Below are 20,076 nucleotides of genomic sequence, written 5' to 3'. Positions count from 1 at the left end.
GAAAGGACCACGGCATGGCACAAGATCGCCCTTATGAGTCGCCACGAGCAGAAACACAATCCCCTCTCAGTGCGGGGACCATGCTCGTTTATCGGGCCGCTACGCCCGCGACGTCGCCGGATGCGGTAGCTCCGTCAGGAGTGCCTCAGGCCGCCGAGATTGTCTCCGGAGTGGGCTTCACCGGTTGGCGATGGGACGCCGAGGAGGCCCTGTCGCTCGCGGCAAATGAAACGAAGGACGGCTGGAACGCGGCATTCCTGCCCGCAACGGTGCGCACGGCGATCACCGAACACGCTCCCCTGTTGGTGTTCGACGTCGATTCGACGCTGATCCGGCAGGAAGTCATCGAGTTGTTGGCGGCCCACGCCGGCCGAGAGGCTGAGGTGGCTGCAGTGACTGAAGCGGCCATGCGGGGCGAACTGGATTTCGCGCAATCTCTGCATCATCGGGTCGAGGCACTGGCGGGGCTGTCGGTGGAGGTGATCGACGCCGTCGTGGACCGGGTGGTCTTCAACGAGGGCGCGCTCGAGTTGGTCAGCGCAGTACGTGCCGCCGGTGGCGCGGCCTGCGCGGTCTCGGGTGGCTTCGAGCAGGTGTTGGAACCGTTGGCGGCCCAAGCCGGATTGTGGCGGTACCGGGCGAATGTCCTAGAGATCGACGGCGGGGTGCTCACCGGTCGTGTCTCTCGTGACGTGGTTGACCGTCAAGCGAAGCGGGAGAGCCTGAAGCAATGGGCCAAGGAACGGGGTGTCCCCCTGGAAGCGGTGGTGGCCCTGGGCGACGGCGCCAACGACATCGACATGCTCGATACCGCAGGCTTCGCCGTGGCGTTCTGCGCGAAGCCAGCCCTGCGCGAGCATGCTGATCTGTGCCTGGACGTGCCGAGCCTGGATGTGGTGCGGGCCCTGCTCGGGCTCTCACTCAACCACCCTGGATAAACAACACCGCCGTCGTGCTGAAATGCGCGACGGCGGTGTTGTTGTGTGGACTTCAGTTCCCGGCGATCCGTGATTGGTTCTTGCGGGCAGCGGTGAGGAAGTCTTCGGCACCGCCGACGTATTCCGTGTGACCGGTGGGCAGATCCTGGCCGACCACGGCGGCTACTTCGGCGGCGAATTCCTCGACGGAGTACAGGCGACCAGCGGCGTCACGACGTGCCTCAATGGCACCGGGCTCGGCTCGGTTGAGCAGGGTGGCGGTGATGGTGCCTTCGATCATGTCGCCGGACACGACGGTGAAGCGGATACCGCGCTTTTCCAGCATGGGGATGCGCTCACGCAGGGCGACTTCTCCGGCGCGCTTGGATTTCGCGACCGGAACGTACAGGTCCATGGTGGGGACGTCGTCGATGAAGTGTGCCTGGTGGCTGGTGACGAACACGACCTGGCTACCGGATGGCATGATCTCGGAGGCCTGCTCGAGCAGAGCCACCTGAGCGTCACGGTTCAGACGCAGTGCGTAATCTTCGCCCAGGTCGGACTCCATGCCGCCGGAGGCATTGAGGACGAGGACATCCAGCGAGCCGAAGGACTGCACGGCGGCATTGATCATCGCCTGGCGTCCCTCCTCGGTGGTGATGTCGGCGCCTACCGCTACGGCACGCCCGCCGGCCTCTTCGATACCGGCCACAACCTTGTTGGCCCGGGGAGCCTTCTGTCGGTAGTTGACCACCACGCCGGCGCCGCGTGCGGCGAGCAAGCGGGCAGTTTCTGCGCCGATGCCTCGGGAGGAGCCAGTCACAAGTGCGCCCTTGGCGGCGAGGTCCTGAGTGTTCTGCTGTGCTTCGTTCATAGGTTTAGTGTCCCATGCCCAGGCCGCCGTCGACGGGGATGACAGCGCCGCTGATGTAGGACGCCGCGTCGCTGGAGAGCCATCGAACCACTTCGGCGACCTCTTCCGGCGCGGCGAAGCGTCCGGCCGGAATGGCTTTCTTGTACTGGTCTTGCAGTTCTGCGGAGAGCTGCTGGGTCATTTCCGTGTCGATGTAGCCGGGAGCCACCACGTTGGCGGTGATATTGCGGGAGCCCAGTTCGCGGGTGAGCGACCGGGCCATTCCGACCAGGCCGGCTTTGGACGAGGCATAGTTAATCTGACCGGGCGAGCCATAGAGGCCGACCACGGAGGAGATCAAAATCACGCGGCCGCGCTTCATACGCAACATTCCCTTGGATGCGCGCTTGAGTACACGGAAGGCGCCGGTGAGGTTGGTGTCGATAACCGACGTGAAATCTTCTTCGCTCATCCGCAAGAGCAGCTGGTCCTGGGTAATTCCGGCGTTGGCCACCAGCACCTCAACGGGGCCGAAGCGCTCTTCGACCTCGGTGAAGGCCTGATCAACCGAGGCTGCGTCCGTGACGTCGGCCTGAACGGCTTCCAGGCCTTCGGGGGCCGACCCTGAGCGGGAGGTCACGACGACGTTGTCGCCCGCGGCGGCGAACGACCGGGCGATCGCCAATCCGATGCCGCGGTTTCCGCCGGTGACCAAAACCGTGCGCGGGGAGGGACTGGTGGTCGGGTCAGTGCTCATCACGATGCTCCTGTAGTGACATGGTGGGTCTCATGGATTTGTCCATGGATGATCTCCCACCACTGTACGGCCGAAAGTGGAACAATGGGTGAAGCCCACCGTCAGATTGCCGAGCATTGGAGACCGGGTGCCGACCACCTCACCGCGCCACAGCGGTCCCGATCCGCGCCCGGATGTCTACGAGATCTCCGGTGCCTCGACGTCGCTGACGGCAGACCAGAGCGAGCGCATGCGCCGGTATATGTTCCAGATGGGCATCCGTACTGTGTGCTTTGTTCTGGGTGTTTTCACCGAAGGCTGGTTGCGCTGGACCTTCTTCATCGCCGCGATGGTGCTGCCCTACATTGCCGTTGTCCTGGCGAACAACACCCGTCAAGTGCGTACCAGCACGACCCCGTCCCCCGTCGACGCCCCCGCTCTAACCCATCAGGCAACGCCGCAACCGCCCCGTCACGAGGAGGATGATGTGGTGTCCGGAATCGTCGTCGAGCACTGTGAACTGGAAGCAGGGTCGCGCGACGACGAGCAACCACCGCGGGGGCACCCATGACGCAACCGGGGCCGCAGATTGATCTGCTCGGAGGGCTCCTGGGTTCGTCCCCGGAGGCATGGCAGCAGCCAGAAGAAGTCGCGCCGCAATGCTCACGTCGTGGGTGCGCAGAGGCGGCACACTGGAAGGTGTTGTGGAACAATCCTCGCATCCACACTCCGGAACGCCGGAAGGTGTGGCTGGCCTGTCACGAACACCGGGAGTGGCTGTGCGAGTACCTGGTTTCCCGGGGACTCTTCAAATCGTGTGAACCCTTGACCGAGACGACGTGATGACACTGAATTCTGGCACCTCCAGCCCGAACGCTACCGCCGAGACGACGCGCAAACCCAAGCTGGACTTTCGCTTTCTGATCTCCGGTGCGTGGATCGGTGGCCTCATCTTCTGCGTCGTGTTTTCCATTGCCTGCGCCATGCTTGGGCAGTGGCAGATGGATCGTCGTATGCAGGCGCTCGAAGAGATCAACAAGGTCGTGCGCAACTATGATGCCGTACCGGTCCCCTATTCCGAGAACGCCGACATTTTCACCGACTTCCGGGCGGAGCGGAAATGGACGCCGGTGACGGTGCGAGGCGAGTATCTCGTGGAAGACAGCCTTATTGTCCGCAATCGCCCGCACTCAGGTCGTCCCGGATACGAAGTGCTCGTTCCGTTCCGCACGGTTGAGGGAGATACTCTGATCGTGGACCGCGGCTGGTTGCCCATCGGCAACTCCCCCGGTCGTCCGGACGACGTGCCGGAACCGGCCGAGGGCACCATCACCATCATTGTGCGCGCGCTGGCCGGCGAGCCAACTCTCGAGGATCGCAGCGCCCCCGAAGGACAGGTTGCGTCGATCGATCTGCCGGCGATTGCCGATCAGCTCGACTACCCGATCGCGGAGTCGGCTTATGGGCTGATGGCGGCCGAGTCCCCCGAAGCCGCGGAAACACCGACCCAGATGCCCCAGCCGACCGAGGACGAAGGTCCGCACCTGTCGTACTCGATGCAGTGGTTCACGTTCGGGCTGATGAGTTTCGTGGTCTGGGGCTACATGGCCCGTCAGAAGGCGATCCAGAACCGCGAGGACGAACTCTACGGATTCACCGAGGAGCAGGGGTTCATTTCGGCCCACCGGATGGAGCGCAAGAAGGCCACCCGACGTCGTGGTAATCAGCCTACGGATGAAGAAATCGAAGATTCGATGCTCGGCGACTGATCACGCTCAGGCGAGCGTGATCAGTTCCTGGTATTCAGTACTCCACAAGTCTTCAACGCCGTCGGGTAGTACCACTACGCGTTCCGGATCCAGCGCTTCAACAGCACCCTCATCGTGAGTCACCAGCACCACGGCACCCTCGTAGGTGCGCAGCGCGTTGAGGATCTCCTCGCGGCTGGCGGGATCCAGGTTGTTCGTGGGTTCGTCCAAGAGCAAGACGTTTGCGGAAGACGCCACCAGGGTCGCCAGCGCGAGTCGGGTCTTTTCACCGCCGGAGAGCACCCGGGCGGGCTTATCGACATCATCTCCGGAGAACAAGAACGAGCCCAGTACGTTACGTACTTCGGTGTCCCCCAGTTGCGGCGCAGCCGTTCGCATGTTTTCCAGCACGGAGCGGTCTCCGTCGAGGGTCTCGTGTTCCTGAGCGTAGTAACCGAGTTTCAGGCCGTGGCCGGGCTCGATCTGACCGGTGTCGGAGTCCTCGATGCCGGCGAGCATGCGCAGCAGCGTGGTCTTACCGGCACCGTTGAAGCCAAGAATCACGACGCGTGAACCACGGTCGATGGCTAGGTCCAAGCCCGCGAAAATTTCGAGGGAACCATAGGATTTCGACAGGTGCGAGGCCCTCAAGGGGGTTTTGCCGCAGGGCGAGGGTTCGGGGAAGCGAATGGCCGCGACCTTATCCTGGGAACGTTCGCCTTCCACGCCGCGCATCAGCCGTTCGGCGCGCTTGAGCATGTTCTGCGCAGCCACCGCTTTCGTGGCCTTGGCACGCATCTTGTTGGCCTGATCGACGAGAGCGGACGCCTTCTTTTGGGCATTGGCGAATTCACGCTTCCTGCGCGCCTGATCTTGCTCACGCTGGGACTGGTAGTTCTTCCAGTTCATGTTGTAGACGTCGATGGTCTGGCGCATCGCATCCAGGTAGAGCACCTTGTTGACGGTCATTTCCATCAGGGCCACGTCGTGGCTGATCACGAGCAGACCACCCGAGTAGGACTTGAGGAAGTCGCGGAGCCACACGATTGAGTCGTGATCGAGGTGGTTGGTCGGCTCGTCCAGGAGCATCGTGTCGGCATTGCCAAAGAGGATCCGAGCCAGTTCCACCCGGCGTCGCTGACCGCCGGAGAGGGTGTGGAGCGGCTGGCTGAGCACGCGATCTGGTAGGGCGAGGTTGGCACAGATGGTCGCTGCCTCGGATTCGGCGGCGTAGCCACCGGCGGCGGTGAATCGGGCTTCGAGTTTCGCATAGCGGTCCATGGCTTTGGACCGCTGGGCATCGGTTCCCTGGGCCATGTCTTGTTCGGCGCGGCGCATCTTCTCGGTCACCTGGTCGAGCTCGCGGGCGGAGAGAATGCGGGAGCGAGCGGTTTGCTCCATGTCCTCGACCACCGGGTCCTGCGGGAGGTAGCCGATGGTTCCGCTACGGCTGACGTCGCCTGCAGCCGGGAGCGCGAATCCGGCGAGCACCTTGGTCAGTGTGGTCTTGCCGGCCCCGTTGCGTCCAACAAGACCGATCTTGTCGCCTTTGTCGACGCGGAAGTTGACCTCGTCCATCAGGACGCGCGCGCCGGCGCGAAGTTCGAGGTTTGAGACCGTGATCACGGTGACTCCTTCAGCGTTGGTGGTGTTCAAGGCATCGGCAGGGCCGGTCCGAGAGCGGACCGGCCCTGCCGAGTGGTGTGCACATGGTGCGGATCAGATGTTGAAGCCGAGGGCCCGCATCTGCTCACGACCATCTTCCGTGATGCGTTCGGGACCCCACGGCGGCATCCAAACCCAGTTCAGGCGCCATTCGTCCACCATGGTGCTGATGGCCCGGGAGACCTGATCTTCGATCTCGTCGGTCAGCGGGCAGGCGGCGGTGGTGAGAGTCATGTCGACCAGCAGTGCGCCGTCGTCGGCGTAGTGCAGCCCGTAGAGCAGGCCGAGGTCAACCACGTTGACGCCGAGCTCCGGATCGATCACGTCCTTGAGGGCCTCTTCGAGATCCTCAATCGGAGTTTGTGCTGCTGTAGTCATGATGTCCTCCAGATCAGGCGCTGGCGGCGGCCTTCTCGTAAGCTACGTAGCCTTCCTCTTCCAGCTTATCTGCCAGCTCGGGGCCACCGGAATCGGCCACGTGGCCATCCACGAACACGTGCACGAAGTCCGGCTTGATGTAGCGGAGAATGCGGGTGTAGTGGGTGATGAGTAGCGTGCCCATGCCGTTGGTGTCCTGAGCGCGGTTGACGCCCTCGGAGACGACGCGCAGAGCATCGACGTCGAGGCCGGAGTCGGTCTCGTCGAGGATGGCAATCTTCGGCTTGAACAGCTCGAGCTGGAGAATCTCGACGCGCTTCTTCTCACCGCCGGAAAAGCCTTCGTTGACGTTACGGGCCGCGAAGGCGGGGTCGATGCGCAGCTGTTCCATGGCGGTCTTGACGTCCTTGGTCCAGTGGCGCAGCGACGGTGCTTCACCGTCGATGGCGGTCTTGGCGGTGCGCAGGAAATTGGTCATGGTGACGCCGGGGATCTCCACCGGGTACTGCATGGCCAAGAACAGGCCTGCCTGAGCGCGCTCATCGGGACCCATCTCCAGGACATCTTCGCCGTCGAGGGTGATGGATCCACTGGTGACCTCATAGCGGGGGTGGCCTGCGATGGAGGCGGCCAGGGTGGACTTACCGGAGCCGTTGGGGCCCATGATGGCGTGGGTCTCACCGGAGTTGACGGTGAGGGACACGCCCTTCAGGATCTCCTTGGCGCCATTTTCCGTCTCGATCGAGACGTGCAGATCTTTGATCTCCAGGGTTGACATGTGTTCTCCTTGTCGATCCGCGCAGCCAGCGCGGGAAGTGTGGGGGTGTCGAGGACGGTCAGCGGTCGAACATCTTGAGTTCGGATTCCATGACCTGGGTGAGTTCGGCTTCGACGTCGTCGATGCCGATGCGCTGAATGATCTCGTTCAGGAAGCCGCGCACGATGAGTTTGCGGGCTTCCTTCTCGGTGATGCCGCGAGCCATGAGGTAGAACAGCTGCTCTTCATCGAAGCGACCCGTGGAGGAAGCGTGGCCTGCGCCGTCGATGACACCAGTCTCGATCTCCAGGTTCGGGATCGAATCGGCGCGAGCCCCATCGGTGAGCACGAGGTTCTGGTTCTTCTCGTAGGAGTCGGTGCCTTCAGCTGCCTTTCGGATGAGTACATCGCCCACCCACACGGTGTGAGCGTCACGACCCTGCAGGGCACCCTTGTACAGCACGTTTGAGGTGCAGTTCGGGACTGCATGATCCACGAACAGTCGCTGCTCCAGGTGCTGACCGGCGTCGGCGAAGTAGAGACCATACATCTCGGCCTCGCCTCCGGGCTGCGTGAAGCGAGCTGTCGGGGTCAGACGCACCAGGGAACCGCCATAGCTGATGGCGATGTGCTTGTAGGCGGAGTCCTTCGCCAGCGAAGCCTGCTGCGAGGAAGTCTGGACCGCTCCAGCATCCCAGGCGTGCACGGAGGTGACGTTGATGCTGGCACCTTCCCGCACGTCGTACTCGATGTTCTGAGCCAGCACCGCGTTGCCACGATGGGTGATCAGGAAATCGGCCTTGGCGTTGTCCCCGGCGATGATCAGGATGTGCTGTGCAGCTGGAGTGGCATCCGTCCCGGTGATCTGAATCCGGATCGGCTCCTCGGCTTCGACGCCGTCGCCCAGCGTGATCACGGTAGCTTCCGAGAACGATGCCCAGGCTGCGGCCGAGGTACGGTCTTCCGGAGTCATGGCCTGGCCCAGGCGTGCATCATCGCGGCTCACCGTCTCGACGGTGAGCCCTTCCAACGAGGACACCTCAACGGTCGGAGCGGCACCCTGCAGGCGCTGCTCGTCGCCCTCGGGCAGGTCAAGTCCGCCTAGGCGCTCTAGCGGTGTAAAGCGCCAGTCTTCTTCGCGACCGGTCAGAACCGGGAAGTCGGCCAGGTGGAAACTGGTCGGGCGATCAGCTCGCGAGGTGCCGAACTTCTGCTTCTTCTCTTTCACGGAGTGGTCTGCGTGCTCGGACTGGGTTGCGGCGGCGATTTCTGCGGAAAGCTGCTCGCCTTCTTCGCCCATCCCGGGGATCAAGGGCGCAGCGCCACCGGTCTCAAGGTCGTTGGTCGTCTGGGACACTGTTTAGCCCACCGATCCTTCCATTTGCAGTTCGATCAGCTTGTTCAGCTCGAGGGCGTATTCCATAGGCAATTCGCGCGCAATGGGCTCGATGAAGCCGCGCACGATCATGGCCATGGCCTCATCCTCAGCCAGCCCACGGGACATTAGGTAGAAGAGTTGCTCCTCGGAAACCCGGGACACTGTCGCTTCATGGCCCAGCGTCACATCGTCCTCGCGGATGTCGATGTAGGGGTAGGTGTCGGAGCGGGAAATGGTGTCCACTAAGAGTGCGTCACACACCACCGAGTTGGCGGAGTTCTTCGCACCTTCGACAACCTGAACCAGACCGCGGTACGCGGAACGGCCGCCCCCACGGGCCACGGATTTTGCCACGATGGAGCTCGAGGTGTTCGGTGCCAGGTGGACCATCTTGGATCCGGTGTCCTGGTGCTGGTCCTGGCCAGCGAAGGCAATGGACAGCGTCTCACCCTTGGCGTGTTCACCGGTGAGGTAGACCGCAGGGTACTTCATGGTGACCTTGGAGCCGATGTTGCCATCGATCCATTCCATGGTGCCACCCTCTTCAACGACGGCCCGCTTGGTCACCAGGTTGTAGACGTTGGTTGACCAGTTCTGAATGGTCGTGTAGCGCACACGAGCATTCTTCTTGACGATGATTTCCACGACGGCGGAGTGCAGGGAGTCCGACTGGTAGATCGGTGCGGTGCAGCCCTCGATGTAGTGTACGTAGGAATCTTCATCCGCGATGATCAGGGTGCGCTCGAACTGGCCCATGTTCTCTGTGTTGATACGGAAGTAAGCCTGCAGTGGGATCTCAACGTGAACGCCCTTCGGGACGTAAACGAAGGAACCACCGGACCAGACGGCGGTGTTCAATGCGGCGAACTTGTTGTCGCCCACCGGGATCACCGAGCCGAAGAACTCCTGGAAGATCTCCGGGTGTTCCTTCAGGCCGGTATCGGTGTCCAGGAAGATGACTCCCTGCTGCTCCAGATCCTCACGGATCTGGTGGTAAACGACCTCGGACTCGTACTGGGCGGCCACGCCGGCCACGAGACGCTCGCGCTCGGCCTCGGGGATGCCCAGACGCTCGTAGGTGTTACGGATGTCTTCAGGAAGGTCTTCCCAGGTGCGAGCCTGGCCCTCGGTGGAGCGCACGAAGTACTTGATGTTGTCGAAGTCGATGCCCGACAGGTCAGCACCCCAGGTCGGCATGGGCTTGCGATCGAAGTACTTCAGGCCCTTCATGCGGGTCTTCAGCATCCACTCGGGTTCGTCTTTCTTGCCCGAGATGTCACGCACGACTTCGTCGTTGAGACCACGACGTGCGTTCTCACCAGCGGCGTCACTGTCGGCCCAGCCGTATTCATAGGCGCCGATGGCATTGAGTTCGGGGTTCTTCTCGAGAATCTCGTGAATCACGCCGGGATCGGCGGTTTCGCGAGCGACTTGATCAGTCATAATCAACCTCTTTGATAACGAACGTAGGTGGTCGGGAAACTGATGGGCGCGCTATTTTTCAGCGCGCTGAGCCGTGTGTGCCATCAGGCTGGCATGGGCACGGCGACCCAGCGGGACGTGTGTCGTGCACACGTGGCCACCTGTGGGGAGGGTGGACAGCCTGCGCACATCCACCTCTAGTAAACGTGCGAAGAGCTCGGTTTCTTCCTCGCAGAACTCGGGGAACTCGCCGGCCATCTCTTGAATCGGGCAGTGACCTTGGCAAATCTGTGCCGCCCGGAGGGTGGTCACCTTGCCGCCACGACCGGCACGACGCGTGGAAGCGGCGAATCCGGCTTCATCGAGAGTGCGAGTGAGGGCACGAATGCGATCCGTGAGATCTGCGTCCTCGGGGACGAGCTCGCTAAACCGCTGCTCCAGCGAGGCGAAGTGCTTGCGCGCCAACGAGCGAATAGCCTCGTCGCCAGAAATTTCCTGGAGGAGGCGCACAGCTTCGGAAGCAAGGTCTAGGTAGTCGTCGCCCAGGTGGGACTGGCCCTGCTGAGTGACGACATATCGACGCGACGGTCGCCCGGCTCCCCTGCTCCCGGCCACGGATTTAACTTCGACGAGGCCATCTTTCTCAAGTGAGTCCAGATGACGCCGAACCGCAGCCGCGGTGAGCTGGAGCTGATCCCCAATCGTGGCAGCACTGACGGGACCGTGCGTCAAGACCGAGTTGAGTACGTTGTCGCGCGTGCTCTCCCGAGATCCCGACGACGCCCCGGATACCGCAGGCTGCACAAGAGGGGAATACATGCCTCCTATCTTCTCTAATTAATCGAGCAGTTCCAAGTAAGGACCACCTATACTGGTTTGTTTCCATGCGGTTGACGAACTACATGGGCGACGTCACGGCTTCACTGTCGCTATCGCTGGCCGGCGAGTAGGTAGCATGAGGGGGTGCTCGGACAACCCACCTCCGCTGATCTGCGCCTACCGGCGCCTGGTACCGCTTTGCTGCATCTCGACGATGTGCATAAGTCGGTTCATTCGCGCACGGGCCGGGTGGAAATTCTGCGCGGAGTGAGCTTGACAGCTCGTGCTGGCTGTGTCACCGCGTTGCTGGGTCCCAATGGCGCCGGAAAAACCACCACGCTCAATATCTCCCAAGGTCTTGATCGCCCCAGCCACGGTTCGGTTCGCCTTCTTGGGGAAGATCCCTGGCGGGCTCCGTCCGCGTTGCGTAGCCGGGTGGGTGTCATGCTTCAGGAGGGCGGATTACCGCCGTCGGCTACTCCGGCTCGACTCCTGCGTCACATAGCCGCTTTGTACCGCCACCCCGCAGATATTCTGGCCCTCAGTGAACGCCTCGGGATCGATGACTTCGCCGACCGGACGATCCGTCGACTTTCGGGCGGGCAAAAGCAACGCGTGGCCCTGGCCGCTGCGCTGACCGGCCGCCCCGCAGTGGTTTTCCTGGATGAGCCCAGTGCGGGATTGGATCCGATCTCCCGCAAGATCGTCTTCGACATCATCGAGGAGCTCAAGCAGGCGGGACTGGCGCTCATTCTTACGACCCATTTGCTTGATGATGCTCAGCGTCTCGCTGATGAGGTCATCTTGCTTAAGCACGGTGTTGTTGAACGTGCTGGTTCCGTCGCCGAACTGACGTCGAACGGCGAAAAGAACCCCGTGGAATTCACCATCGACCGGCGACTCACTCCAGACGATGAGGCCACGGTGCCTCAGGGGCTAACCCTGACCGAAGTCGACTCTCAGGTCTCGGCCGGATCTGAGCCCAGGGTCCGTGTATCTGGCGTGCAGGGTACCCGAGATCTAGTGGCCCTGGCGCAATGGTGGCACGAGCGGGGCCTGATGCCTGAACAACTGACCATGTCTGATCGTTCCTTGGAAGATGTCTTCTGGGAGGTGGGACCGTGACGGAAACTCCCCTGACCGATTTCACCCCAGCGGAGGGTCCCAACCAAGCCAGCGCCGGACGCCGAATTATGGCTCAAGGTGCTTACGAAACGCGGACCACGCTCTCGAACGGGGAGCAACTACTGGTCGCGCTGATCCTCCCGATCATGGCCCTCGTGGCACTGTCCGTGACGGGTGTGCTCGACGACGGTCAGGGACAATCCAGCGTCGATGTTGCGGTTCCTGGAATTTTCGCCCTTGCCGTGTTGTCTTCCGGTCTGACGGGTCAGGGCATCGCCACAGGGTTCGACCGTCGCTACGGGGTGCTCACGTACCTGTCGACCACGCCGCTGGGGTCCATGGGGCTTTTGCTGGGCAAGATTCTCGCCGTGATGATGGTGCTGGTCGTGCAGCTCATGGTGCTGGGAGCTATTGGTGGATTCTTGGGCTGGTCGCCAGAATGGCGCGGCACGGTTTTCGCTCTGATCTTTATACTCATCGGCGGGGTCACCTTCACAGGCATCGGACTCTTCATTGCCGGTACCGTGCGTCCAGAAGCAACTCTGGCGCTGACGAATCTACTTTGGGTTGTATTGGGCGCCGCCGGCGGTATCATCTTCCCCATTTCTATGGGTCCGGCCACCTTCATTCTGCACTTGTTGCCCTCGACTGCTCTGGGCGACGGTCTGCGGACGGCATTGATCGATGGGGATCTTGCCCTCATGCCGCTGTTGGTCTTGGTGTTGTGGGGCGCCGTGGCCGTGGCGGGAACAGTACGCTGGTTCAAGTGGCGTTGAGCGCCACGAACCCTTTTTCAAGAAAGCAGTGATTCGCACCGTGAGCAACACACCCGGTCCCCTGAAAGACGCACTGGTGGAACGCCCTAGCCCGTGGCGTCGCGTGATTAACGCCGTGGACCAGACGGCCGATCGGTTCATGCCGCACTCGTTCACAAAACTGACCCTCGGGTTGGCGGTCGCCTCACTGATCTCCGAGATTGGCATCATCGTTACGGGTGGTGCCGTCCGACTCACGCAGTCCGGTCTCGGTTGTCCTACCTGGCCACGATGCACCCCAGAATCGTTCACCAACACCCCCGAAATGGGTGTTCACGGCATCATCGAGTTCGGTAATCGCACGCTGACTTTTGTCCTGGCAGCGATTGCGCTGGCGATGGTCATGGTGCTGTGGAACCGACGCCGTAGTCATCCGCAGGTCTTCTGGATCGCAGTGGGCCTGCTGCTCGGTATTCCGGGGCAGGCCATCATCGGCGGTATCACCGTGTTAACGCAGTTGAATCCCTGGGTCGTGGCCTTCCACTTCCTGCTTTCTACGGTCATGGTCAGTTTCGCAACGCTGATGTTGAACCGGGTTTCGCTCGAAGTCCGAGCTCAACGCGAGGGACGCGTCAACCTCCCTGTGGTTGATGGCGAGACCACCACGTGGAGCCGGGGCCTAGCCTGGACCATCTTCGTTATCGGCTGGGTGGTGCTGTACTTGGGCACCATTGTTACCGGCACCGGACCACATGGCGGAGACGCGGATGCTCCGCGCCACGGATTCGACCCCCTGATCGTGACCCGGATGCACGCTTTCCCGGTGTACCTCATGGTCGCGGCAACGGTGCTGTTCCTCATCCTGGTGCTACGGATGAACTCTTCAGCGAGCCAACGACGCAGCGCCTGGCTGATGTTCGCCGCGGTCATCCTGCAGGGCGTCATCGGCTATATCCAGCACTTCACTGGGCTTCCCATTGGACTCGTACTGCTGCACATGCTGGGCTCGGGCCTCGTCGTCTGGGCCATGACGCTGGTGTGGGATCGCCAACGATCATCTTATATAGCAAATCGCAGCACCGAGGACGTGCGGTCTACCCGATAGGGCGCATAAGCAACAGCAAAGACCACCTCGTATCAACGAGGTGGTCTTTCTGGTTTGAGTTGAGGGATATCGGGGCGTGGCCACCGTCAGTGAGCGGGCAATGTGACCGTGCCTCAGCGGTGCCAATGGGCTGTTCAACGGGTATCCGAGGAGCTCCAGAACGGGCCGTCCGTCACCAGGGAAACCCCAGCGATCAAAGGAGAGCGGGAATCTTAGGCGCCGATGCGCATGAGGGGCTCACCGACGAAAGGGTCGATGGCTAGTGCGATGAAGAGCAGCGTCAAGTAGGTGATGGAGAGGTGGAAGACCTTCATAGCCTTCTTCTCTGTAAACCCGGGGCGCTGGGCATCGCGGTGAAGCACATGCGATTCGTAGAGGAACCAGCCACCGGCGACCACTGCGACCGCGGTGTAGGTGATCCCAGCCCAGCCCATGGGCACCAGCAACAGGGAACACGCAATGGTGGCCCACGCGTAAAGCACGACCTGGCTGGAAACGACGCGCGCCGAGGCGACGGCACCCAGCATCGGGACGGACGCATTCTGGTAGTCGGTCTTATACTTCAGCGACAGCGGCCAGTAGTGCGGCGGCGTCCAGAGGAAGATGATGAGGAACAGCACAATGGCCGGCCATTCCACGGTGTCACGCACAGCCGCCCAGGCGATCAACACCGGGAAGCAGCCAGCGATCCCGCCCCACACAATGTTCTGCTCGGTGCGGCGCTTGAGGATCAATGAGTAGATCACTACGTAGAAGAAGATGGCCAGAGCGCCCAAAGCGGCAGCCAGCAGGTTTGCGCCAAATCCGAGGATGAACAGCGAGGCGATGCCCATGAGCCAGGAGAAAATGAGTGCTTCGCGCGGGGTGACGTCGCCGGTCACCAGCGGACGGTTCTCCGTACGCTTCATCACCTTGTCAATGTCGCGGTCGATGTAGCAGTTGAAAGCACTGGCTGAGCCCGCAGACATCGCACCGCCGATCATGGTGGCGATCATCACCCAGACATCCGGGAACCCACGCTGTGCGAAAATCATCGTCGGCAGCGTCGTCACCAGCAGCAGTTCCATCACGCGTGGCTTCGTCAGGGCGACGTAGGCGGCGAACTTTCGCTTGAATCCGATCTTCTGGACGTGATGACCAACCGGTGCCTCAACCGGGGTCTCATTCAGCGGGGATTCAACAGAGGAAGACATGTACAACTCGCGGGGCAGGTGGCAGGTGAGTAGGCACGACGCGCGTGCCTTATCCAGTGTAGCCGTCTTTCTCGACGATACGTCGAATAACTCGGGTGCTGAAGCCGTTAGAGCGATAAGCTGTTCCCGTACCCGTTCGCAAACATCTCCACAGGAGGAACTTCGTGACGACGTCTTCGACTCCCGAACAGTCCGCTCAGCAGCAGTTGAATCGCTTGGCTCCGGCTCGGGAGTATTCCTACACCGAGGACGAAGCCCGGTTCGTCGACACGTTGCGAGTCCTGGCCGGCGACGCCGTCGAGCAGGCCGGGCATGGTCACCCCGGTACCGCCATCTCCCTGGCTCCGGTGGCCTGGCAGCTGTTCCAGAACCTGATGCACATTGATCCGCGGGACGACGCCTGGGCAGGACGTGACCGTTTCATCCTTTCCCCCGGCCACACTTCGTTGACCCTGTACCTGCAGTTGTTTGCTGCCGGCTACGGTCTGGAAATCGACGATATTGAGGCACTGCGAACCTGGGGCTCACTGACCCCGGGCCACCCCGAATACGGTCACACCAAGGGCGTGGAAATCACCACCGGGCCACTGGGCCAGGGTCTCGCTTCGGCGGTGGGCTTCGCCTACGAGCAGCGGCGCGTCCGCGGTCTGCTCGATCCTGATGCACCGGCGGGAACCTCGCCCTTCGACCACCACGTTTTTGTGATTGCCTCGGATGGAGACCTGCAGGAGGGCGTGACCTCGGAAGCCTCCTCGCTAGCCGGTACTCAGGAACTGGGCAACCTGATTGTCATCTACGACGACAACAAGATCTCCATCGAAGATGACACCAATGTGGCCTTCTCGGAAGACGTAGCCGCACGGTACCGCGCTTACGGCTGGGACGTGCAGGAAGTGGACTGGACCGCTTCTGGCGCCTACGTCGAAGACACTCGCGAGCTCTACGATGCAGTGGTTGCTGCCAAGCAGGAGACGACGCGCCCGTCGCTCATCGTATTGCGCACGGTGATTGGCTGGCCCTCCCCCACCAAACAGAACACCGGCGGCATCCACGGTTCCAAGCTGGGCGCCGAAGAACTCGCTGGTCTGAAGAACGCGCTAGGCTTCGACCCCGAGAAACACTTCGACGTTGACCCCCGGCTGCTGGAGCAAGCCCGCGAGCTGGGCGCCCGTTCCGCGGACTACCGTGCCGCATGGGAGCAGTCCCTGCAGCGCTGGCGCGCCGAGAACCCGGAACGGGCTGAGCTGTTCGATCGGCTGCGGAACCGCGACCTGCCCGCAGGTTTCGCGGAGGCGTTCCCGAGTTTCGAGGCTGATTTCGGCGACGGCGCGAAGGGTCTGGCCACCCGCGCTGCCTCCGGGAAGGTGTTGAACGCGCTGGCCGGCGTCATGCCGGAACTCTGGGGCGGTTCCGCTGACCTGGCCGGTTCGAATAACACCACCATGGCGGGCGAGCCCTCGTTCATCCCCGCCGCGCGTCAGACCGACACTTGGTCGGGCAGCCCCTACGGTCGTACCCTGCACTTCGGTGTTCGCGAGCATGCTGCCGCCGCCATCGTGAACGGCATCTCTTTGGGTATGCTGACCCGGGCCTACGCCGGAACGTTCCTGATTTTCTCCGACTACCAGCGACCCGCGGTGCGTCTGGCCGCGCTGATGCAGGTCCCCTCGATCTTCGTGTGGACCCACGACTCGATCGGCTTGGGCGAGGATGGCCCCACCCACCAGCCGGTGGAGCAGCTGGCCAGCCTGCGTGCGATCCCCGGCCTCGATGTCGTGCGTCCTGCCGACGCCAACGAAACCGCCTGGGCCTGGAAGACGATCCTAGAACACACGGACCGCCCGGCTGGACTGGTGCTCTCGCGCCAGAATCTGCCGATCTTCCCGCGCGGCACGGATGGCTTCGCTGAAGCTTCCGGCACTGCTCGTGGCGCTTACGTGCTGCTCGATGCTCAGGACGCCAGCGGTGCGGCTGTGACTCCGGATGCCGTGGTGATCGCCACCGGATCCGAGGTTCAGCTCGCGATCTCCGCTCGAGAGCAGCTTCAGGCTCAGGGCATCGCCACCCGCGTTGTCTCCGCTCCCTGTCTCGAATGGTTCGACGCACAAGACGCCGACTACCGTGAGTCCGTGCTCGGCGCCGCCGGTACCGCTCGTGTCTCCATCGAAGCCGGCGTCAGCCAGGGCTGGCAGAAATACACCGGTGCCCGCGGCGCCAACGTGTCCCTGGAACATTTCGGTGCTTCCGCCGACTACCAGCGGCTCTTCGACGAATTCGGCATTACCGCTGAGGCTGTTGTGGAGGCTGTACGTGATCTCACTGTCGACAGCACCGATGCTCAGAAGGAGAACTGAACATGACGCAGAATTCCCGGACCCAGGCCCTGCACGATGCGGGCGTGTCCCTGTGGTTGGACGACCTCTCCCGCGACCGCATCACTTCCGGCAACCTGCAGGAGCTCATCGACACCCGCACCATCACGGGCGTGACCACGAACCCGGCGATATTCGCGGCGGCCCTATCTCAGGGCACCAGCTATGACGCGGATATCGCGGAGCTGGCCCAGAAGGGCGCCACCGTAGATGAAGCGGTGGTCCGACTGACGACGGACGACGTGCGCGCCGCCTGCGACGTCATGGCCCCGCTCTACCAGCAAACCGCTGGCGTCGATGGCCGGGTGTCGATCGAGGTTGATCCTCGCCTGGCTCGTGAAACCGAAGCCACCGTAGAGGAGGCCAAGCGTCTGGCGGAGACGGTGGGACGCGAGAACGTGCTGATCAAGATTCCTGCAACCAAGGAAGGCCTCCCCGCGATCTCGGAGGTGATAGCCGCCGGAATCAGTGTCAACGTCACCCTGATTTTTTCGCTCAATCGATACCGTGAAGTGATCAACGCCTGGATGATCGGACTCGAGCGCGCCCGGGACGCCGGATACGACCTGAGCACCATTCACTCCGTGGCGTCCTTCTTCGTCTCCCGAGTGGACACCGAGATCGACCGCCGCCTTGATGAACTTGACCTCGACGCCGACCGTCGGGCCGCCCTGCGCAGCAGGGCCGGTCTGGCCAACGCACGCCTGGCCTACCGGATCTTCACCGACGCCCTGGACACCGAGCGGTGGCGGCTATTGGCGGCAGCAGGAGCTCCAGTCCAGCGCCCGCTGTGGGCCTCGACCGGAACCAAAGACCCGCAACTGCCTGACACTCTTTACGTCGTCGGCCTGGTCGCACCCAACACGGTGAACACCATGCCGGAGAAGACCCTCGAGGCACTGGCGGACCACGGCGAGGTGGTGGGCGACACCGTGCAGGACGGCTACGACGACGCCGATGAGCTTCTCGATGAGCTCGGCCGTCTCGGCATTGACTACCAGGACGTCGTCACCGTGCTGGAGACCGAGGGCCTGCAGAAGTTCGTTGACGCCTGGAACGAACTGCTTGGACGACTGTCCCAGTCACTCGACGCCGCCCGCTAGACCCTGACCTTCCCGCCGAGACCGCAGACCGTTCGACCGATTGAACGACAAAGGACAGACAATGAACTCCCTGGGTATTAACGCCACCGGCGCGGCCGCCGATGCGATCGAACGTCACGTCGCCACCCTGGTCGATGATCGTGTGGCCTCCCGGCTGGGCGAGCAGGACGCCACCCTCTGGGGCGCCGAGGCCGAATCGGAAGCCTCGCGTCGTCTGGGCTGGGTGGACCCGTTTGAAGCAACCCGTGCCATCCTGCCCGAGCTGTTCGAGATGCGCGCGGACCTGCACGCCGAGAACATTCATCGGGTCATCCTCGCCGGAATGGGCGGGTCCTCGCTGGCTCCCGAAGTGATTGCTGCGGCGGCCGGGGCCGAGCTCACGGTGTTGGATTCCACCGATCCAGAGATGATTGGCAACGTGCTGGCCGCCGGAGTCAAGGACGCCGTGCTCGTGGTGGCCTCCAAATCGGGCTCCACGGTGGAGACCGACTCCCAGCGTCGCGCCTTTGCCCGCGCGTGCGAAGACGCCGGCCTGCAACCCAACCGGCACATCATCGTGGTCACGGATCCCGGCTCTCCACTCGATGAGCTGGGCCGCGCTGAAGGGTACCGTGCGGTGTTCCATGCCGACCCGTCCGTGGGTGGACGCTATTCGGCACTCACTGCGTTCGGAATCGTTCCGACAGCCCTGGCCGGCGTCGATGTCGAGAAGCTCCTCGAGGAGGCCGAAGAAGTCCTCGACCTGCTCCTCACCGACGACACCGACAACATCGGACTGCGGCTCGGCGCGGCCATTGGCGGCACGGCACCGTTGCGAGACAAACTCGTCATCTCCGTGCTTGACCAGGGCCTACCCGGATTCGGTGACTGGGCTGAGCAGCTCATCGCTGAATCCACCGGTAAAAACGACACGGGCCTGCTTCCAGTCGTGGTCGAGACTGGTGCCCCGGAGATCTCCTCGTCGGCTGCCGATCTGCTGCAGGTCGAGATCATTCCCGACGTCGACCACCCGCTGGACGGTCAGACCGAACTCTTCGACGTCGACCCCGCTCAGCGCCAGGCTCCAGAGCACGGAGTCCAGGTCTACGGTCCGTTGGGGGCCCAGTTCTTGCTCTGGGAATTCGCCACAGTGATTGCCGGGCGCCTGCTGCAGGTCAACCCCTTTGACCAGCCCGATGTCGAGTCCGCCAAGGTGGCTGCCCGCGCGCTGCTTGACGCAACCCCGGAGCCGGAGGTGGCCCAGGCCCAGGTCAACGGCATCGAGATCTTCGGTCCCGGGTCCGTGACTGCCCCGGCCCAGGGCGAGCCCGCCGGCACGGTGGCCGCGCTGGCCGACGTCCTCAGCGCCACCCTGGAACTGATTCCGGAACACGGATATCTCAGTGTGCAGGCCTACCTCGACAGGCTCAACAACAGCGACTTGGCCGCGATGCGCGGCCAACTCGCCAGCGCGACAGATCGTCCGGTGACCTTCGGCTGGGGACCCCGCTTCCTGCACTCGACCGGTCAGTTCCACAAAGGCGGACCGAAGGTCGGTGTCTTCCTCCAGATCACCGGAGACTCATTCGCCGACCTTGAGGTACCGGGCCGACCCTTCAGCTTCGGCCAGCTGATTACCGCCCAAGCCGCCGGTGATGCTCGCGTGCTCAGCGACCACGGAATGACCGTGGTGCGCCTGCACGTGCAAGACCGGCAACGCGGTTTGCAACAGGTGCTGGAAGCGGCCCAGCGGATTTCTCAGGGCTGAGTA

At 62.7% G+C, this 20,076-nt stretch carries 18 protein-coding genes; 9 read left to right on the top strand and 9 right to left on the bottom strand.

Annotation, left to right across the window (positions count from 1 at the left end):
• Positions 1-14: 14 nt before the first annotated feature.
• Positions 15-938, top strand: a complete 924-nt coding sequence (gene serB, locus P8192_RS07720) for a phosphoserine phosphatase SerB (protein ID WP_278155929.1) — start codon at positions 15-17, stop codon at positions 936-938.
• Positions 939-990: 52 nt separating this feature from the next.
• Here serB and P8192_RS07715 read toward each other — a convergent pair whose 3' ends face one another.
• Complete coding sequence (locus P8192_RS07715) at positions 991-1,791, bottom strand: SDR family oxidoreductase (RefSeq protein ID WP_278155927.1); 801 nt, start codon at positions 1,789-1,791, stop codon at positions 991-993.
• A gap of 4 nt (positions 1,792-1,795) precedes the next feature.
• Complete coding sequence (locus P8192_RS07710; protein ID WP_278155925.1) at positions 1,796-2,527, bottom strand: beta-ketoacyl-ACP reductase; 732 nt, start codon at positions 2,525-2,527, stop codon at positions 1,796-1,798.
• Between the two features lie 127 nt (positions 2,528-2,654).
• Here P8192_RS07710 and P8192_RS07705 point away from each other — a divergent pair, with 127 nt between their 5' ends.
• Positions 2,655-3,077 carry a DUF3099 domain-containing protein gene (locus P8192_RS07705; RefSeq protein ID WP_278155923.1) on the top strand — a complete coding sequence of 141 codons (423 nt, stop codon included), beginning with the start codon at positions 2,655-2,657 and terminating at the stop codon, positions 3,075-3,077.
• Positions 3,078-3,348: 271 nt separating this feature from the next.
• Positions 3,349-4,275, top strand: a complete 927-nt coding sequence (locus P8192_RS07695; protein ID WP_278155919.1) for an SURF1 family cytochrome oxidase biogenesis protein — start codon at positions 3,349-3,351, stop codon at positions 4,273-4,275.
• Positions 4,276-4,281: 6 nt separating this feature from the next.
• Here P8192_RS07695 and P8192_RS07690 read toward each other — a convergent pair whose 3' ends face one another.
• The 6 genes from P8192_RS07690 to P8192_RS07665 form a co-directional block, all read right to left on the bottom strand.
• Positions 4,282-5,880, bottom strand: a complete 1,599-nt coding sequence (locus tag P8192_RS07690; RefSeq protein ID WP_278155917.1) for an ABC-F family ATP-binding cassette domain-containing protein — start codon at positions 5,878-5,880, stop codon at positions 4,282-4,284.
• A gap of 93 nt (positions 5,881-5,973) precedes the next feature.
• Positions 5,974-6,297, bottom strand: coding sequence for a metal-sulfur cluster assembly factor (locus P8192_RS07685; protein ID WP_270105262.1), 324 nt, complete (start codon positions 6,295-6,297; stop codon positions 5,974-5,976).
• Between the two features lie 13 nt (positions 6,298-6,310).
• Positions 6,311-7,075 carry a Fe-S cluster assembly ATPase SufC gene (gene sufC, locus P8192_RS07680; RefSeq protein WP_270105263.1) on the bottom strand — a complete coding sequence of 255 codons (765 nt, stop codon included), beginning with the start codon at positions 7,073-7,075 and terminating at the stop codon, positions 6,311-6,313.
• A 58-nt stretch (positions 7,076-7,133) separates the two neighbouring features.
• Positions 7,134-8,354 carry a Fe-S cluster assembly protein SufD gene (sufD, locus tag P8192_RS07675; protein ID WP_270107569.1) on the bottom strand — a complete coding sequence of 407 codons (1,221 nt, stop codon included), beginning with the start codon at positions 8,352-8,354 and terminating at the stop codon, positions 7,134-7,136.
• Between the two features lie 60 nt (positions 8,355-8,414).
• Positions 8,415-9,875 (bottom strand): Fe-S cluster assembly protein SufB, encoded by a 1,461-nt coding sequence (gene sufB, locus P8192_RS07670; RefSeq protein ID WP_270105264.1) that lies wholly within the window; start codon positions 9,873-9,875, stop codon positions 8,415-8,417.
• A 51-nt stretch (positions 9,876-9,926) separates the two neighbouring features.
• Entirely contained in the window at positions 9,927-10,673 is a 747-nt protein-coding gene (locus P8192_RS07665; RefSeq protein ID WP_278155913.1) for a helix-turn-helix transcriptional regulator, read from the bottom strand.
• A 144-nt stretch (positions 10,674-10,817) separates the two neighbouring features.
• Here P8192_RS07665 and P8192_RS07660 point away from each other — a divergent pair, with 144 nt between their 5' ends.
• The 3 genes from P8192_RS07660 to P8192_RS07650 are packed head-to-tail and all read left to right on the top strand — an operon-like array spanning position 10,818 to position 13,658.
• On the top strand, positions 10,818-11,798 hold the full coding sequence (locus P8192_RS07660; protein WP_278155911.1) for an ABC transporter ATP-binding protein: 981 nt from the start codon (positions 10,818-10,820) through the stop codon (positions 11,796-11,798).
• On the top strand, positions 11,795-12,574 hold the full coding sequence (locus P8192_RS07655) for an ABC transporter permease (protein WP_347403402.1): 780 nt from the start codon (positions 11,795-11,797) through the stop codon (positions 12,572-12,574). The genes P8192_RS07660 and P8192_RS07655 overlap by 4 nt, the downstream gene beginning before the upstream one ends.
• Before the next feature lie 40 nt (positions 12,575-12,614).
• Positions 12,615-13,658, top strand: a complete 1,044-nt coding sequence (locus tag P8192_RS07650; RefSeq protein ID WP_278155909.1) for a COX15/CtaA family protein — start codon at positions 12,615-12,617, stop codon at positions 13,656-13,658.
• Positions 13,659-13,870: 212 nt separating this feature from the next.
• On the opposite strand, the gene P8192_RS07645 is transcribed toward P8192_RS07650, so the two are convergent.
• The gene (locus P8192_RS07645) at positions 13,871-14,851 is read right to left on the bottom strand and encodes a heme o synthase (RefSeq protein WP_270105268.1); all 981 of its coding nucleotides are present in this window, start codon (positions 14,849-14,851) and stop codon (positions 13,871-13,873) included.
• A 206-nt stretch (positions 14,852-15,057) separates the two neighbouring features.
• Here P8192_RS07645 and tkt point away from each other — a divergent pair, with 206 nt between their 5' ends.
• The 3 genes from tkt (at position 15,058) to P8192_RS07630 (ending at position 20,073) form a co-directional block, all read left to right on the top strand.
• The gene (gene tkt / locus P8192_RS07640; protein ID WP_431521173.1) at positions 15,058-17,205 is read left to right on the top strand and encodes a transketolase; all 2,148 of its coding nucleotides are present in this window, start codon (positions 15,058-15,060) and stop codon (positions 17,203-17,205) included.
• Positions 17,206-17,207: 2 nt separating this feature from the next.
• Positions 17,208-18,326 carry a transaldolase gene (gene tal / locus P8192_RS07635; protein WP_278155907.1) on the top strand — a complete coding sequence of 373 codons (1,119 nt, stop codon included), beginning with the start codon at positions 17,208-17,210 and terminating at the stop codon, positions 18,324-18,326.
• Between the two features lie 61 nt (positions 18,327-18,387).
• The gene (locus P8192_RS07630) at positions 18,388-20,073 is read left to right on the top strand and encodes a glucose-6-phosphate isomerase (protein ID WP_278155905.1); all 1,686 of its coding nucleotides are present in this window, start codon (positions 18,388-18,390) and stop codon (positions 20,071-20,073) included.
• Positions 20,074-20,076 lie beyond the last annotated feature (3 nt).

The organism is Citricoccus muralis, assembly GCF_029637705.1.
Lineage (GTDB): Bacteria > Actinomycetota > Actinomycetes > Actinomycetales > Micrococcaceae > CmP2.
Note: the sequence above shows the minus strand (reverse complement) of the source record. Positions and strands in the feature narration are given on the sequence as shown.